The sequence below is a fragment of the Streptomyces sp. NPDC006430 genome (assembly GCF_040612395.1).
GTDB lineage: Bacteria > Actinomycetota > Actinomycetes > Streptomycetales > Streptomycetaceae > Streptomyces.
Window position 1 is genome coordinate 222,045 of sequence record NZ_JBEXQA010000003.1, and the last position, 15,828, is coordinate 237,872.

The window sequence follows — 15,828 nt, forward strand, 5'->3', positions numbered from 1 at the left end:
GGCGCCGCCCGGGCCCGGCCCCCGGCCCGCCCGCTATGCCGGCCGCTGGAGCACCACCAGCGACCGCCCCGTCAGCGCCACCCGGTCCCCGGCCGCGTGCTGCGGCCCGGTGCCGGGAGGCAGCACGTCCGGACGCGCCGTGTCCACGACGAGCCGCCACTGCGCTCCGTGCCCGGCCGGGATCGTGAACTCCTGCGGATCGGGACCTGCGTTGAACATCAGGAGGAACGAATCGTCGGTGATCCGCTCCCCGCGCGCGCCCGGCTCCGAGATCGCTTCCCCGTTGAGGAACACGGTCAGCGAACGCGTCTGCTGGGCCTGCCAGTCGCGGGCCCGCATCGGCTCCCCGTGCGGGGTGAACCAGGCGATGTCGGAGAGCTCGTCGTGGGTGCCCTCCACCGGCCGCCCGTGGAAGAACCGGCGCCGCCGGAACACCGGGTGGTCGCGCCGCAGCCACACCATCCGCCGGGTGAACTCCAGCAGGGAGGGCGGCGGTTTGCCCGGCTCCGGCCACTGCACCCACGACAGCTCGTTGTCCTGGCAGTAGGCGTTGTTGTTGCCGCCCTGGGAACGCGCGAACTCGTCGCCGTGGCTGAGCATCGGCACGCCCTGCGACAGCATCAGCGTGGCCGTGAAGTTGCGCATCTGCCGCTCGCGCAGCTCCAGGACCTCCGGCTCCTCGGTCGGCCCCTCGACGCCGCAGTTCCAGGACCGGTTGTGGGTCTCCCCGTCCCGGTTCCCCTCCCGGTTGGCCTCGTTGTGCTTCTCGTTGTACGAAACGAGGTCGTGCAGGGTGAAACCATCGTGGCAGGTGGTGAAGTTGATGGAGGCCAGCGGGCGGCGTCCGTCGTCCTGGTAGAGGTCCGAGGACCCGGTCAGGCGTCCGGCGAACTCCGCGAGCGTACGCGGCTGCCCGCGCCACAAGTCCCGTACGGTGTCGCGGTACTTGCCGTTCCATTCGGTCCACAGGGGCGGGAAGTTGCCCACCTGGTAGCCGCCTTCGCCCAGGTCCCAGGGCTCCGCGATCAGTTTGACCTGGCTGACCACCGGGTCCTGCTGGACCAGGTCGAAGAACGAGGACAACCGGTCCACCTCGTGGAACTGCCGGGCCAGCGTGGCCGCGAGGTCGAAGCGGAAGCCGTCCACGTGCATCTCGGTGACCCAGTAGCGCAGTGAGTCCATGATCAGCTGCAGTACGTGCGGGGAACGCATGAGCAGCGAGTTCCCGGTGCCGGTGGTGTCCATGTAGTGCCGGGGGTCGTCCGCGAGGCGGTAGTACGAGGCATTGTCGAGACCCCGGAAGGAGAGCGTCGGACCCAAGTGGTTGCCCTCGGCGGTGTGGTTGTAGACCACGTCGAGGATCACCTCGATCCCGGCCTCGTGCAGCGCCCGCACCGCCGATTTGAACTCCAGCACCTGCTGCCCGCGGTCGCCGGAGGCGTAGCCGTTGTGCGGGGCGAAGAAGCCGATCGTGTTGTAGCCCCAGTAGTTGCTCAGTCCGTCGTCCACCAGCCGGTGGTCGTTGACGTACTGGTGCACCGGCATCAGCTCCAGCGCCGTCACCCCGAGCTTGGTCAGGTGCGAGATCACCGCCGGGTGCGCGAGGGCCCCGTACGTGCCGCGCAATTCCTCGGGCAGGTCGGGATGACGCATGGTCAGGCCCTTGACATGGGCCTCGTACAGCACGGTGTGGTGGTACTCGTGGCGCGGCGAGCGGTCGTTCGCCCAGTCGAAGTACGGGTTGACCACGACCGAACTCATCGTGTGCGGCGCCGAGTCCAGGTCGTTGCGCGAATCGGGCCGGCCGAAGTGGTAGCCGTACACCTCCTCGCCCCAGTCCACGTTCCCGGCGATGGCCCGTGCGTACGGGTCCAGCAGCAGCTTGGTCGGGTTGCAGCGGTGCCCTCGTTCGGGCTCGTACGGCCCGTGCACGCGGAAGCCGTAGCGCTGGCCGGGCATCACGCCGGGCAGGTAGGCGTGGCGTACGAAGGCGTCGGTTTCGCGCAGTTCGACGGCAGTCTCCGAGCCGTCGTCGTGGAGCAGGCACAACTCGATGCGTCGGGCGGCCTCGGAGTAGACCGCGAAGTTGGTGCCGGCGCCGTCGTACGTGGCGCCGAGCGGATACGCCTGTCCCGGCCAGACCTGCATAGGTAACGACTCTTCCCTTCGGTGTCGTGCTGAAGTTCGTGCTGATCCGGCGTGGACCACGTCATGGCCAGATCTTCCCCGAAAGTGGGCCCCTACGCGGGGACTTGGGATGCTCCTACCGGGTGACCCGGAGAGCTGATATGCGGGTCAGCGGACTATGCGGGCATCCGATAATGGGTCAACGCGCAACCGGTGTAAGGCCCATCGGGCTGCACCGGGTGTCGAGCTCGGAGTACCCTTCCGTGATCACTGGAGACGGGCGTCCAGACGCAGAAGGCGGTGTACGGGTGAGCTCGGGAGGTCTGGAGCTGCCCCCTGGTGACAGCGGTCACGAGGGCGGCCCGGCGGACGCCCCAGGAGGTGCACCCGGTGGTGCACCCGGCGGGGTACCCACAGGGGTTCCGGCCGGGGCGGTGTCGCTGGCCCCGACGGAGGTCGGGAGCGTACGGGCCGGCGCCGAGCTGGACTGGGGCGCGGACGCGTGGAGCGAGGTCCGGACACGGGCCCAGCGGGCCGGGCGTGCCTACATCTGGCTGAACCTGATCGAGCAGCGGTTGCGCGCCGTCGTCGGCGCGGTGCTGCGGCCGATCTACGAGCCCGTGCACGGCGGGGACGACTGGGTGGTCGCAGCCGCCGGGCCGGCCGGCCAGGAATGGGTCCAGCGGGCCGTGGCGGTCCGCGAGGTCAGCCGGCGCAAGGGCTACCTGCTGGACCCCGCCGACGACAACGTGCTGAGCTTCCTGACGCTCCCGCAGCTGCGCGAGCTCATGGTCCAGCACTGGCCGTGCTTCGAGCCGTACTTCGACGACCGGCGCGAGATCGAGCTGGCCCTCGACGAGCTGGAGGTCACGCGGAACGTGGTGTCCCGCAACCGAGCCCTGTCGCGGGCGGTGCTGGAACAGGCGGAGCGGGCCTCGGCCCGGCTGCTGGAGGTACTGGGCGGCGGCGCGGGCTCCCCGTCGGCGGACCGGCTGCCCATCGACGCGGTCGAGGACCTCGTGGGCGACCGGTACGCGGACGTCATCTCGGTCCACCCGGACCGGGTCCGGCTCCAGCGTCAGCTCCCGGCGGAGGATCTGTTCGGCGGCGCACGGCGGCTCGACGCCATCGGCATAGGCCTCAACCTGCTGGTGCAGAACTTCTCGGGCCGAAGACTCGTCCGCCTCACCGAGGCCGGCTGCCGGGTCCGGCTGCTGTTCCTGAACCCGGCCAGCAGCGCGGTCAAACGCCGCGAGCGGGAGCTCGGCCTGCGCAAGGGCGAGCTCAGCCGGTCGGTCGAGATGAACATCCTGCACGTGCGCCGGGTGCGGGCGGGGCTGCGGGACCCCTCGCGGTTCGAGATCCACGTCTTCGACGAGACCCCGCGCTTCACCGCGTACCTGGTGGAGGGCGAGTCCTCGGGCATCGCGGTGGTGCAGTCGTACCTGCGTCGGGCGCGCGGCATGGAGGCGCCGGTCCTGGTCCTGCGCGGCGACGGTGCCCGCGGCCCCTCCCGGGACACGGAGCACGGCCTGTTCCCGACGTACCGGGAGGAATTCGAGTCGATCTGGGAGGACTCCCGCCCGGTGTCATGACTGTCAGTGCCCCGTGGCAGGCTGAAAGTCGTTGACCGAAGGTGTACGGGGGAGGGACACGGGGTGGAGGACCGGCGCGACATGGAGGCCTGGCCCGGCGGTGTGCTGATCGGATTCGACCTGGAGACGACCGGCACGGAGCCGGGGGAGTCGCGGATCGTGACGGCGGCGCTGGTCGAGGTACGGGGCGGCGAGGTGCGCGAGCGGCGCGGCTGGCTCGCGGATCCGGGGATACCGATCCCGGAGGGCGCTTCGGCGATCCACGGGATCAGTACGGAGCGGGCCGTGGCGGAGGGCCGCCCGGCGCGCGAGGTGGCGGACGAGGTCGCGCAGGCGCTGGTGGAGCACTGGCGGCGGGGCGCGGTGGTCGTGGCCTACAACGCGGCGTTTTATCCCCGCACGCCAGGCACGTCTCACGTGTCTCATGGCGAGGCGCGGCGCCGACCGGAAGCCCACGCCGGAATGAGGGCCGCGTGATGAGCTGGATCAGTGGGCCGTTGGTGGCCTTCGACCTGGAGACCACGGGCACCGACGTCGAGACCGACCGCATTGTGACGGCGGCGGTCGTGCAGCTGGATCCGGACGGATCCGTCTCGGCTGAACGGACCTGGCTGCTGAATCCCGGCGTGGCCATACCCGAGCAGGCATCGGCGATCCATGGCATCTCGACGGAACACGCTCGCGAGCACGGGGTACCGGCTGCTTCAGCCATCGAGGAGATCGCGCAGGTCGTCGCCGAGGGGCTGCGCTCGGGGACGCCTTTGGTGGTGATGAACGCACGCTACGACCTGTCGCTGCTGGACCGCGAGTGTCGGCGCTACGAGATCGAGTCGATCAGCGAGCGGCTGGGCAGCGTGCCTTCGCCCGTCATCGATCCGCTGGTGATCGACAAGCACATCGACAAGTACCGGAAGGGCAAGAGGGCTCTCCACGCATTGTGTACTCACTACGGCGTGTCGCTCGATGACGCGCACAATGCGAGTGCCGACGCCTTGGCCGCCGCCCGCGTGGTGCGACGCATAGGTGAGAAGCATCAGCCCGTCAGCCTGATGCCATTGGCGGATCTGCACGGCCTTCAGGTGCGCGCGGCGGCTGAACAGTCGGCCTCTTTGCAGGCCTACCTGCGGCGTACCGCGGATCCGACGGCAGTCGTCGAGCCGGCCTGGCCTCTCATTCCCCGGAGGCGATGACCGCGCTGGTCAGCACTCTCCGGGCGCGAGAGCCTGCAGGTGGGAGAGGGTGATCCGACGTCGTGGAAGGTCGACGTCCAGAATCTTCACGGTGAGGGTGTCTCCGACCTGTACTACGTCCTCGGGCCGGCTCACACGTCCTTCTGCCAGCTCGGAAAGGTGCACCAGGCCTTCGAGGCCGTCCTCTCTGTCTTCGATACGGACGAAGGCTCCGAACGGGACAAGTTTGGTCACGACGCCGTTCGTGATCTGGCCGACCTGCTGAGTGAACTGCGGCATTGGGTCCTCTTGCAATGCCTTCAGGGACAGTGACACGCGCTCCCTCACGAGGTCGACGTCGAGGATCTCGGCCGAGATCTCCTGGCCGACACTGACGACGTCGGAGGGGTGATCGAAACGGCGCCAGGACAGCTCGGGAATGTTGATCACCGCGGTGAAGCCGCCGATGTCCACAAAGGTCACACCGAAGCTGGCGATCTCCGTGACCGTGCCGGTGCAGATCTGCCCGCGGTGGAGAGTCTTCAGAAAGGCCCAGTTCCGGTCACTCGGCGTCGGCTCGGTCCTCCACCGGGCTCGCAAGACGCCGTCGCTGTCGGGCAGGACCGCTGTGAACAGCGGGTGGCGTTCGTCGAGGGTCAAAGACAGAGCCGTGGCAGCACGGGCGCCTGCCACGCGGGCGGCCAGCTCCTTGTAGTCGGACTCGTCGGCCATCGTGCTGGAGAGAGCCCCGTTCTCGTCCTCCCATACGAACTCCACCGGACCTTCGTCGGGAAGCGAGGCGAGGACCGCGTCGACATCGGTGGACAGGTCAGGCCAGACGGTCAACTGGGCACGCGGGGTGAGTCGGGCGCGTACCGCATCGAGTGTGTCTTCGGTGAGGCGGTGCCAGCGGGAGGCATTGTGGAGGTACCCCTCCTCCAATATCGCTGCGTGCCGCACGGCTATGGACCAGCGCAGACGGGCCCAGAAGTCCTCGTCGGCGGGCCGCTGCACGCCGGGCTCGTCGGAGTCCGCGTCGTAGAGCGAGGCCTCCAGCCGCTCCGGGAAGAGACCGAGAGCCCGGGTGCGGGCAACGGCGCGTTCACAGCGCTTGTCGCTGCTGACGTAGACGTACTGGTCCCAACCGACCTGCACGTCGAACTTATCCTCCACCGCCAGACGGCACCAGGCACCGTTGCCGCGGAGCATGACCCTGACCAGCTCCAGACCGAGGGAGACGGGCACCTCTGCACCGTCGTGGAACCCGCTGAGGTCGGGCGGGAAGAGCCCGGCAAGGCCGTGGCCGTCGATCGTCGGCTCCAGGCCGAAGTGGGCGAGGCCGGAGATCCCCGGTTCACGAATGGCCAGATGGTCGATTCCGGTGTCCTCGGCGAAGGCGGCAATCGCTTGCAGATATGCAGCCTCGGCCGGCCCGTGGTCGCTGGTCGAGTCCTCAGCGCCGATATAGCTGCCGTGCTCGTCGCGGTCGGCAGGGTCGTACTTGGTGATCCGGTAGATGAAAGGCGGCACATTGCTCCCCGTGGTTGTTGACGATGCTCGCTCAGCAGTCGATCTCCTGATCGGGAGCGAGGGCGGGGGCCGGCGCATCGCCGCCTTCGAGGATGGCCATCGAGATCACCTTCTGCAAGCGGGATAACGTGCCGCATCAGGCCGAATCGATCAGCGGCGGTCGATGCTAGTAACACGATCGCTTCGGTCGGCTGCCTTGGAGAGACGCTGGTTTTCCAGCGTGAGGAGCTGAACCTGTTGTGCGAGGACGTTGATCGAGGAGCGCAGCTCCCGCACCTCGCGCGCATGCTCTTGGCGGAGCCGACGCTCGGCACCCTTCAGGGCCTGGACCTCCTGCCGGAGGGAGGCTGAGGGTGCGGCTGCTGCTTCTCGATCGGCTACGAGGTTTCGGAATTCTGCCAGAACATGGGGGTAGCGGTAGGCGCTGGCTCTGCTGACGCCGGCTTCAACGGCGAGTGAGGCCACGGTCAGGGAACCGTCGCTACGGGTGGGCTCTCCTCGGAGCAGGCGTTCGGAAGCCGCTTGGAGGGCTGATTCGGTTGCGTCAGTCGTTGGCACTGTCGATACCCTCGATCACTTTGGTGACGTCGTCGAGGTGCCCTCGCAGAGCCGTTCGCTGGAGATCGGACAGGCCGACAAAGGCCAGCGCGCGCTCGGTGTCTCCGCGTGCTGCTTTCCAACCGTTGCGATGCCGGGTCGTGATGGTCGAGTTCCCGCAGCGATCGGGACGGCAGCTGTTGAGTAGAGGTCGGTCCTCGCCGCTCGGTGTGCGGCAAAGGGCGGTCTCGGGCTGGTAGTAGCAGTCGTTGAGCGTGCCGACATGCAGGGTGCGAGCGGAAGCCTTGAGCATGGCGTGCAGGCGGCGCTCATCGACCAACCTGCCCGGGAAGTCCTGGAGCTCCTTCTGGACACGCGCGAACTCGTTGTCGGTCCGTGGTCCGCCTGGGGATGTCGAGCGTACGCCTGCCTTGAAATCCTCATAGCGCTCGACGACATCGGCCAAGCGAGCCAGCGCCTCCTCAGCAGCTACCTCCGCGCGAAATCCGGAGGAGGAAGTGCCCGCGTACCCCTCGAACATGGCCACGGAGAGATGCTTGTACTGAATCATCCCGGCCACGATGCCGAACGGGCGGTGTGCAATGTGCCAGGCCACGGTCCTGCGGAACTGGCGGGTCGTGAGATTCCACGGTTCCCCATCGACATCGGGTACCGGGTAGCCGACGTCTGCGCAGCGCGCCAGGAACTCGTTGAGGTTGTCATTCATGCGGTTGGCGGAGATCGTCGAATGCGGACGGCCAGCTACCGGCCGGCAGAACAGCAGGTCACGGTGGGGCAGGCGTTCCAGGACATTGATGGAGTGTGCGACGGGTTCGATGACGATCCAGCTCTCCGATGTGCCTCGCCCGCCCTTGACGAGCTGCGAGCGCACTTTGTGCCGGACGACGACGCCGTCAGCACTACGCTCGGTGTAGTGGCAGCCGTCACGGAGTTCTTTGACTTCGGAGTCGCGCATGCCTGACAGATAGGCGATGAGGATGGAGCAGGCGGCCCGCAGGAGCCGTTCCTCATGGGAAACGGCGGGAGGGCTGAATCTGTCTCGCCACGGACGCCTGGTCTGCGGATGTGGAGTGATGGGTGTGTCCATGCCGCCGGGCTCGGGCCCGAGCCGCTCCAGTGCGCTCACGATGTGGTTGGCGTAGGAGCCGCTGGCGACCCCTCGTCCTGCTCCCGACTTTCGCATGATGTACGTGTAGGCGGGTGAACCGGCCAGGTGAGGTTGGAGACCGGTGCCGTCCAGCACCGGGACACCTCGCCCGTCGGCTGCGAGGTCGTCGAGGTAGCGGTCCAGGCGGGCGAGTGACTGCCCGTGGATCTCATGGACGTTGGCTTGCAGTTCCATCAGCTCCGCACGTGCGTCGATGATGTCCGATGCCGCGGTGCGGACGTAGAACAGGGCCGCTTGCACCAGCGGGGCGATGACCTGGGGCGGGATTCGGGGCGTTTGGTTCTCGTGCTTGCTGACGACCGGGCCGCCGATGATGCGTGTGAGGGGGCGGCCGTTCCAGGGATTGGTCGCCAGTGCGTCCGTCGGCATGGCCTCTGCCGCGAGGTGGAGGCGTGGGATGACCTGGAGGCGGTGACGCATGCCGCTGTGCATCAGTTTCTCGGCCCGGCAGTGAACCAGGTAGGAATCGAGAACCGGCTGTGTCACGGCGTCCAGGCGAAGCCCGTCGTGTTCGGAGTCGAGGAATCGGAGGAAACATCGTAGGTTCCACCACTCAGCCGACACTGTCGAGATGGACGGAAGGGGACCGCGAACCGGGCGGGTGTTGAGTCTCCAGAACAGGAACTCGCGCGCCGCCTCGCGCCGTGTGACATCGCTGAGTGACTCGAAGTCGATGAAGAACTCGCTGGCGTAGCGGTTCCCGGCATGCCCGGCGACCGCGAGATTCCAGACGCGGTCTCCGAATCGCGGCATGAGGGATGGATCAGCGGTGAGGGGGCGTCCGGACAGTACGGCTGTCGCGTCGGAAGGACGGCTGGCGGTGACACTGCGTGGAAGAGGCTGTGCGGGCATCAGTGGCCTCCTAACAGGTTGTGGGGAAGAAAGAGCAGGCGTTCGGAAGACTCGGCGATTGCCCTGGCGTCCAGCACGTCACGCTGGCTGAACCTCGGGATGATCAATTGCAGAATCTGCTGGTGAGCGTTGCCGAACCGCGCGTCCCACTCCGCTGCGGGTGTCTTGGCCCGTTCAGTCTGGATGTGGTTGAGGAACAGGGGTGTTTCAAAGTCCTGGGGATTGCGTAGACGGCCTGTTCAGGGGATGTTCAGCAGGTCCAGCGGCCGGTTGAAGGGGTCGTAGGAGACGTGGCGGAGGCCGGCGGCGATGTTGCGGTGTCCGTGCTGCCGGAGGGTGTTGATCGCCAGGTTGCGCAGTGTCGCCATGTTTTCGGGCCCGTGGCCGGTGCGGATCTTCGAGGCGTCCTCGCCGAAGGCGGTGTCGCGGACGAAGTGAAGCCGGTTCTCAATGGTCCACTGTGACCTGGCGAGCTGGCCGAGCCGCTGGGGCGAGGCTTGATGCGAGGTCAGGTCCGTGATCGCGTAGACGGTCTGCCGGCTGCACCTGCCGGTCTTGAGATCGGTGCGGTGACGCAGGATGCGCACGGCCTGGACGGCGTGAGGGAAGTCCGGGCCGAGGCCGGTGACGGTGAGGGCCCTGGTCACGCGGGTCTCCTTGCGGCCATGGCCCACCTCACGGTCATAGCGCCGTGCGGTGACGTCTTTCCACGGCAGCGACCGCAGCCGGCGGTGCAGCCCGGGCTGGTTGGCCTTGACCACCAGCAGGTAGTGCGCCTTCTTCTCCTCCACCAGGAAACGCGCGTGACCGCGCTGGGTGTGCAGGGCGTCGGCCGTGACGGTGACCCCGGTCAGGTCGTAGGGCTCCAGCAGCGCGGCGAAGCAGGTGATTTCGTTGGTCTTGTCGGGGATCCGCAGTTGGGTGACGGTCCGGCCGTCGCCGGTCATCGCGGCCAGGAGGTGGGCGGCGGGCGTCCGGCCGTGCCGGGAGCCTCGGGCGGTCTTGCCGTCCACGGCCAGCGACCGAGCGCCCCCGGGATCGGCGCCGGTCAGGTCAGCCAGGCCGCCGGGGCAGACCCGGCCGATGACCCGTCGGATTGTGGCGGCACTCGGTGCGACCCGCACCCCCAGCGCGCCCACCACGCGGGCACCCAGCCGGGCCAGGGCGTGCTGCGGAGCGCTCGCGGCCCACTGGCCGATCGCCGCGTACGAGTGAGCGCCGGCGACCACCGCCGAGGCGGCAACCAGCAGCACCGCCACGAACGGGTGACGCACACCGCGCCGCCGACGCGGATCGGGCAGCACCCGCAACCGCTCCACCAGCGAGAGTCCCACCACACCCTCCAGAGCAGGCGACTTGACGAGACAGACGGTGGCAGACTGACGGTACATCGAAGCTCCGGTGGTTCAGGGCGACTTGGGAAGGTCACCCCGTTCAACCGGAGCTTCGTTGCGTACGTGACGGGACCGGCCGGACCGCTCTGACCTGCGGACTCACGTGATCACCAGGACTTTGAAACACCCCTGGGTTGAGGAAGGCCAGGATTGCTGGGAGTTTCCTTCGGGTGATAACGGCATTACTGCACCCCAGGCAGGCGAAGAAGGAGACTGGGCAGGGCTTGCCCTTGACGCCGAAAGGCGAGTCGAAGAAGCTGCGGCAGGACGACAACCACAGGTCGGATTCGCCGGATAGGAGTGGCGGTAGTTGCTCGGCCGGGATCCCAAGCAACTCAACTGCATCCGCCGGTTGTTGAGTGAGTCGCTCTTCCTCTTCCGGCGTCAGGATCGCGGGAGTCTGGGCGTCGGCGAGTGCGTCCTGCAGGCCGTCTGCCACGGCCTGTTCGTGGAGAGCGCGCAGTGAGGGGATGTCTGCGTAGTGCGCCGCGGCGACGTCCGGCGAATGGCCCTGCACGAACGCCGACATCCTGCCGCCGGTCACCTTGTAGACAGCGGCCTTGTGTGTCTTCCGAAGTCGCGACAGTCGCAGGTCGAAGGGTTTCCCGGCATCCGTGAGCCGGTGTGTCGAGACGAAGCTCCGAGCCGCACTCGACGCAGCTCCAGCGCTGAGTCCGGCGGACAGGATCGATCCCATCCTTCGTTCTGAACTGCCAAAGCGCCGGCGAGCCGGTGGCCTCTCTGACAGGCGCTGTGAGCCGCAAGGCCAGCCGAAGCAGCCCGCCGGGTGAGTTGGATGAACCGTCCCGGACCCTGATCGTGTTCCATTCCTGGCCGTGCCGCCGTCGCTTGAGGTATTCGACCTGCACATAGCCCCGGTTGGGATTCTTCAAGCAGTCGGCGGTCAGCTCTCTGGCCGCTTCCACCTCCATGCCGCTTTCGAGACAGAACAGCAGGAGCAGAGCGAACACGTCGCGGCTGGTCGGGTACACCAAGGGTGCAAGACGGCCGGGAGTGTGCGCATTAGCCAGTGCCGTGCCGACAAGATCGGCCAACTGTGTCCGTGTGAAGGTCCCGTGGGTCCGGGAGATTTCCCACAACACATTCGGGTCGGAGTCCCAGCCTGCGATCCGCGGGTCCTGCCCCAGTGCCAGGAGCGCCGGCCCGTCCAGCGTCAGGCGTCGGACCGCGTTATCGACATCGGAACGTGCGGCAGTGCGTAGCTGCTCGACGAGGTGCGGCGAGTAGGCGTCGCGAGGGGTATAGGAGCCGACCGGGCCAGTGGATGTGTAGGAGAGCCTCCGGAGCATCGAGGGGGATAGTCCCTGGTCCTTCTCGCCGAGTCGACGCAAGATCCACACGACGTCAGCGATACGCGCGTAGGGCGTCCGGGAGAATACTGGATGGCCCTCCCGGAGGTGGCTCTCGAATCCGTCGAGGTGGTGCGGAAGGAGGTCACTGACGCGGATGTTCATCGCTTCCGTGGAGTCGAGCCACCGCACCCACAGCAGGCACGAGCGCGCGCGATTGCGGAGCGTATGCGGTGAACCAGTTCCCTGCCCCACGTCGCACGAAGCCGCCAACTCGGCTCCTAGAGCCCCCAACAGCCGCTGCTGCGGCTCCCGGGTCCAGTCCACGACGGCCGTCCGGTTGTCCGGGAAAGCGACCTCGAACCTCAGAAGTCCGAGCGTGGCCGGAGCCGGGTCGACGAACTGGGATGAGGGTGCGTTCAATCGTGCCTTACGCCGCCCCCGGCCTACCACGGGTTCGCTCCCGGTGCCTGGGCAGAGGAGTCGTCGATCTCATGCGACACGTGATGTGCCGTGTCTACGACCTCGGACGTCCAGGCATCCACCGCGCCGTCGATCAGAGCCTGGGCCTGGTCGGTACAGCCGAGGTAGATGTACGTCGTGGTGATCGAGGAATGCCCCAACAGACGGCGAAGGTGATCGAGTGGGTCGCCGATGATGCGTCGGTACACGCCGTCGCTCATCTCGCCCTTCTCCACCGAGCCGATCTGTTCCTGGATCAACGCAGACAGCAGATGCACGGCGAAGGTGTGCCTTGTGTCCGCAGAAGCCGTGTGCAGGTGGACTCGTGTGGTCATTGAGCAGGGTCGGAATCCGCTGCTGCGTTCGCAACCATGACAGAGGGTCGTGTTGCATTGCGGAAGCGCTGACGTGATGGAGACCACACGCTCGGGCGGCCTAGTGTCTCGTGATCCTGATCGTGCCAGTTTGAGTTGTTATTGACGAGTTTCTTCACGTTGGTCTGGACGAGGCGGACCTTCGCGAGGATCTCCTCGACGGATGCGGTCCAGGTGAACGGATTGGCGTTCTCGTTCCAGGAGTTGATGTAGTCGCGGATCTGCTTGACCAGCACGCTGACGCTGGAGAACGTGCCCCGGCGAATGGACTGCCGGGTCAGGATCCCGAACCAGATTTCGATCTGGTTCAACCAGGAGGAACCGACGGGAGTGAAGTGGAAGTGGATATGGGGGTTCTTCTCCAGCCATGTCTTCACCTCCGGCGTCGTGTGGGTGGACAGGTTGTCCAGCACCACGTGGATCTCCTTGCTGGCCTGCGGTTTGGTCGCCTTCTTCAAGAAGGCGAGGAAGTTCACCCTGTTCCGGCTCGCCTTGCACTCGCCGGTCACCCTGCCAGTATGGACATTGAGGGCGGCGAACAGGTTCGTGGTGCCGTGCCGCACGTAGTCGTGGGTGCGCTTCTCGCCCGCACCGAAGGCGACCGGCAGTACCGGCTGAGTCCGGTCCAGCGCCTGTATCTGCGTCTTCTCGTCGATGGACAGCACCACCGCGCCTCCCGGCGGGGCCAGGTACAGACCGACGACATCGGCGACCTTGTCCGCGAACGCCGGGTCCTTCGAAATCTTGAAGGTGCCGTTCCGGTGCGGCTTGAGATTCTCCTCCCGTCAGACGCGGGCGACGTAATGTCAGGACACCGAGATGCCCTCGCGCCGCTTCAGATGATCGGCCAGCGTCCGCGTGGACCAGTGCGACAGCCCCGAATCCGACGGCGGGGTCATATTCGTCAACGCAATCACGCGGCCCGCGTCCGCGGCGGCACTTGATCGCGTCCGCCCCCGCGGCGCCTCTCCTCCAAACCCGCCAGCCCCTCGGCCAAATAACGAGCCTTGCACCGGTCCACCGGCGATACCCCCGCCAGCTCAGCAACGTCCTTACGCCGCCGCCCCTCGCCCAACCACAGCACGATCCGCGCACGCAACGCCACATCAGCCGTCACGTGACGAGAATTCGCCAACTCCCGCAGATCGGCCACCTGCTCAGAGGAGAGATCCATACCAGGCTCAACGAACAGGACGGCCGCAGGTTCCACCAACAGGATCACGAGACACTAGTCACTCCATCTGCCCTGGAGCGCCTCGCAGCACGTTTGAACGGGTGCTGCCCCTCGGCATGTGTTTGCGAGTTGTAAGCGATACAGCGCTCTGCGAACTCTTCAAAGGGCTCCGCGTATGGTCCGCCGTTGCGTCGAAGTCGCTCCTTTTCCACCCACGGGGCGACCCGCCGCCAACAACGTTCGGCACTGGTGGAATACAGACCGGCGAGAACCTCAAACTTGACGAGTCCCGCGCGTACCAGCTTCCCCAGATTGTCATACTCGACCACCACTTGGTCGACGACAAGGTCTTGTTCGCGCGCCAGGGAGGTCAGGTCGTCCGGCAGTTCATTGAACAGCGCATAACGGTTCTTCCGTGACTCAGCCCCGTCTATTTCATATCTGAGCGGCATAAGGATCGCGAGCTCCCGAGCCCGCCGAGCTTCTCTGAACTGGTTGAGCGCATAGTAGGAGGCTGCGATCAAAATGACCGTCTGAAAGCATGCCGCGATTGCGCTGATTGCAGACCAGATATCCACCATGCTCCTCGGCTCGTTCCGGGTTGTCTCCGCTACAGCTGGTCAGCGTGGCCAGGTGTAACGCCGGTGCGCGTGCTCTCGTAGCAGTCGACTTATCCACCCTACTGTCTCGCGATCCTGTTCATGTCCCCGCAGATCTCCCCAAACACGCTGGTCAACGTACGGTTTGAGAACCTGGTCCAGGTGACACCAACACAATCACGAGACACTAGCCCCGAAGAGTGCGAAACGCCTCTTGGTAAAACACTGCAAGGGGTCCGACATTAGGGGCGATTCGACGTTCACTGAAAAGCGCGACAGCTCCAGATCCAGTACTGAAATAGGCGGCAATCTCTCGAACCGAAGGCTCCTTTACTGCTACTGCCGCGAGTGCGGCCGAGATCACCCCGAATACTTGCTTAGTGTTGAGGTTCAGAAGGTTTGCGAAATGACGCGAGAGTAAGGCGCTTTTGATGTATCGCGGAAAATCCTTGACAGCTTCCGGATCCTCTCTCAGAAGTGCCGGCAGCCAGTCGCTGTGCAGTTTTGGCCAGAGATGCTTGCTTGCCGCATCTCGGAGTCGCAGAAGGCGAGGTAGGCTCTGTTCCCAATCCGCGAGAAGCGGAGAATCGACATCTCGATATGCAGCTCGCTCTGTGGCAACGTTAAGGATATATGGCTCGTATCCTCTTTCCCCAGCGAAATCTCCTTCTCCGGCCTGCAAGTCGCGGATGAATGGCGTTTCAACCCTCCCCTTGACCGCGTCCTGCCTGGCGAGAGCCATCGGATCCCAATCTCGTGGATGTCTCACAAGCTGAACACCGTTGCGAGACTGCGCGCTAGAGATTGGATCGCTGATCAATGAGAGGAGTTTCCGCACTTGCTCCTGGCGTCCTGCGGCATCGAGGTCAGGACTGGTCACTGCTGGCGATAGCCAGTGACGCAATCCGCTCATGGACCCAGCAACAATGCTCTGCTTCGAAGTGGCTATCGGTTGCAGGATGGCGCAATTGATTCGCTCAAGCTCCGGATCATTGGCCGTGTCTATCCAATGCCGTATCTGACGATCCGGGTTGTCCCTGCGAAAGTCTACATGGATTTGGCTGAGGAGATCACAAGGTCCTTTCCCGCACGCCTTCCAGTCCACGGGCTCCAGAATCGGTCCAGCACCGCTAATGCCTGCTGCAAGTTGCCCAAAAATCCTACTCGTAGCCCAGCCAAGTTCCTGAGCGGCAAATCTTTCATTCTCGAGCGATTCTTTGGTGCAGTAAACCTTCTCAAACATCCACAATGGAGCGGCACCGTTCCAGAAAACGGCACCAGGCAGGGCACTGTTTCGAGGCTCAAGCGGATCATCCGCAAGCATCCGATTATATTCCCAGCCGGGAAGGTAAATGCCGTTGACCGCTGTCATGCGAGCTCCAGGTCGCTCGGTCCTCTGACGCGTAAATACCAACCGGCGTGGGCAAAACCGCAGGTAGCTGACCAACTGACCTCCGCCTCCTGCGTTGCCGCCCCCGCGATGCAGTGTTGATCAAGGGCCACGGTGTGTCCGGCG

At 65.8% G+C, this 15,828-nt stretch carries 13 protein-coding genes and 1 pseudogene; 3 read left to right on the forward strand and 11 right to left on the reverse strand.

Features of this window, described 5'->3' with window-relative positions; translation table 11 throughout:
• Positions 1 to 33: 33 nt before the first annotated feature.
• Positions 34 to 2,148, reverse strand: coding sequence for a glycogen debranching protein GlgX (gene glgX, locus ABZZ20_RS06905; RefSeq protein ID WP_356867559.1), 2,115 nt, complete (start codon positions 2,146 to 2,148; stop codon positions 34 to 36).
• Positions 2,149 to 2,435: 287 nt separating this feature from the next.
• Between glgX and ABZZ20_RS06910 the strand changes: the two genes are divergently transcribed.
• The 3 genes and pseudogenes from ABZZ20_RS06910 (at position 2,436) to ABZZ20_RS06920 (ending at position 4,912) form a co-directional block, all read left to right on the forward strand.
• Entirely contained in the window at positions 2,436 to 3,722 is a 1,287-nt protein-coding gene (locus ABZZ20_RS06910; RefSeq protein ID WP_356867561.1) for an SAV2148 family HEPN domain-containing protein, read from the forward strand.
• A gap of 81 nt (positions 3,723 to 3,803) precedes the next feature.
• Positions 3,804 to 4,112 (forward strand): annotated as a pseudogene (locus ABZZ20_RS06915) (exonuclease domain-containing protein); the annotation flags it as partial.
• A gap of 86 nt (positions 4,113 to 4,198) precedes the next feature.
• Complete coding sequence (locus ABZZ20_RS06920; protein WP_356867563.1) at positions 4,199 to 4,912, forward strand: 3'-5' exonuclease; 714 nt, start codon at positions 4,199 to 4,201, stop codon at positions 4,910 to 4,912.
• Between the two features lie 9 nt (positions 4,913 to 4,921).
• On the opposite strand, the gene ABZZ20_RS06925 is transcribed toward ABZZ20_RS06920, so the two are convergent.
• From ABZZ20_RS06925 to ABZZ20_RS06970, 10 genes are all read right to left on the reverse strand, one after another.
• The gene (locus ABZZ20_RS06925; RefSeq protein ID WP_356867565.1) at positions 4,922 to 6,421 is read right to left on the reverse strand and encodes a S1 RNA-binding domain-containing protein; all 1,500 of its coding nucleotides are present in this window, start codon (positions 6,419 to 6,421) and stop codon (positions 4,922 to 4,924) included.
• Between the two features lie 150 nt (positions 6,422 to 6,571).
• Positions 6,572 to 6,886: a hypothetical protein gene (locus ABZZ20_RS06930; protein WP_356867567.1), complete on the reverse strand. Its 315-nt coding sequence runs from the start codon at positions 6,884 to 6,886 to the stop codon at positions 6,572 to 6,574.
• Between the two features lie 79 nt (positions 6,887 to 6,965).
• Positions 6,966 to 8,900, reverse strand: a complete 1,935-nt coding sequence (locus ABZZ20_RS06935) for a hypothetical protein (protein ID WP_356867569.1) — start codon at positions 8,898 to 8,900, stop codon at positions 6,966 to 6,968.
• A gap of 338 nt (positions 8,901 to 9,238) precedes the next feature.
• Entirely contained in the window at positions 9,239 to 10,390 is a 1,152-nt protein-coding gene (locus ABZZ20_RS06940; protein ID WP_356867571.1) for an ISAs1 family transposase, read from the reverse strand.
• A gap of 43 nt (positions 10,391 to 10,433) precedes the next feature.
• Positions 10,434 to 11,090 (reverse strand): hypothetical protein, encoded by a 657-nt coding sequence (locus ABZZ20_RS06945; RefSeq protein ID WP_356867573.1) that lies wholly within the window; start codon positions 11,088 to 11,090, stop codon positions 10,434 to 10,436.
• Between the two features lie 1,059 nt (positions 11,091 to 12,149).
• Positions 12,150 to 12,443 (reverse strand): hypothetical protein, encoded by a 294-nt coding sequence (locus ABZZ20_RS06950; RefSeq protein WP_356867575.1) that lies wholly within the window; start codon positions 12,441 to 12,443, stop codon positions 12,150 to 12,152.
• Between the two features lie 53 nt (positions 12,444 to 12,496).
• Positions 12,497 to 13,282 (reverse strand): IS630 family transposase, encoded by a 786-nt coding sequence (locus ABZZ20_RS06955; RefSeq protein ID WP_356867978.1) that lies wholly within the window; start codon positions 13,280 to 13,282, stop codon positions 12,497 to 12,499.
• Between the two features lie 170 nt (positions 13,283 to 13,452).
• Entirely contained in the window at positions 13,453 to 13,761 is a 309-nt protein-coding gene (locus tag ABZZ20_RS06960; protein ID WP_356867577.1) for a helix-turn-helix domain-containing protein, read from the reverse strand.
• Positions 13,758 to 14,294 (reverse strand): hypothetical protein, encoded by a 537-nt coding sequence (locus tag ABZZ20_RS06965; RefSeq protein ID WP_356867579.1) that lies wholly within the window; start codon positions 14,292 to 14,294, stop codon positions 13,758 to 13,760. Before ABZZ20_RS06965 ends, ABZZ20_RS06960 begins: the two co-directional genes overlap by 4 nt.
• Positions 14,295 to 14,499: 205 nt before the next feature.
• Positions 14,500 to 15,684: a hypothetical protein gene (locus ABZZ20_RS06970; protein ID WP_356867581.1), complete on the reverse strand. Its 1,185-nt coding sequence runs from the start codon at positions 15,682 to 15,684 to the stop codon at positions 14,500 to 14,502.
• Positions 15,685 to 15,828: the final 144 nt, after the last annotated feature.

Coding starts and splice junctions, on each gene's coding strand:
- ABZZ20_RS06935 (WP_356867569.1), bottom strand. CDS start 8,900: ATGCCGCGATTCGGAGACCGCGTCTGGAATCTCGCGGTCGCCGGGCAT.
- ABZZ20_RS06970 (WP_356867581.1), bottom strand. CDS start 15,684: ATGACAGCGGTCAACGGCATTTACCTTCCCGGCTGGGAATATAATCGG.
- ABZZ20_RS06965 (WP_356867579.1), bottom strand. CDS start 14,294: ATGGTGGATATCTGGTCTGCAATCAGCGCAATCGCGGCATGCTTTCAG.
- ABZZ20_RS06940 (WP_356867571.1), bottom strand. CDS start 10,390: ATGTACCGTCAGTCTGCCACCGTCTGTCTCGTCAAGTCGCCTGCTCTG.
- glgX (WP_356867559.1), bottom strand. CDS start 2,148: ATGCAGGTCTGGCCGGGACAGGCGTATCCGCTCGGCGCCACGTACGAC.
- ABZZ20_RS06920 (WP_356867563.1), top strand. CDS start 4,199: ATGAGCTGGATCAGTGGGCCGTTGGTGGCCTTCGACCTGGAGACCACG.
- ABZZ20_RS06945 (WP_356867573.1), bottom strand. CDS start 11,090: ATGGGATCGATCCTGTCCGCCGGACTCAGCGCTGGAGCTGCGTCGAGT.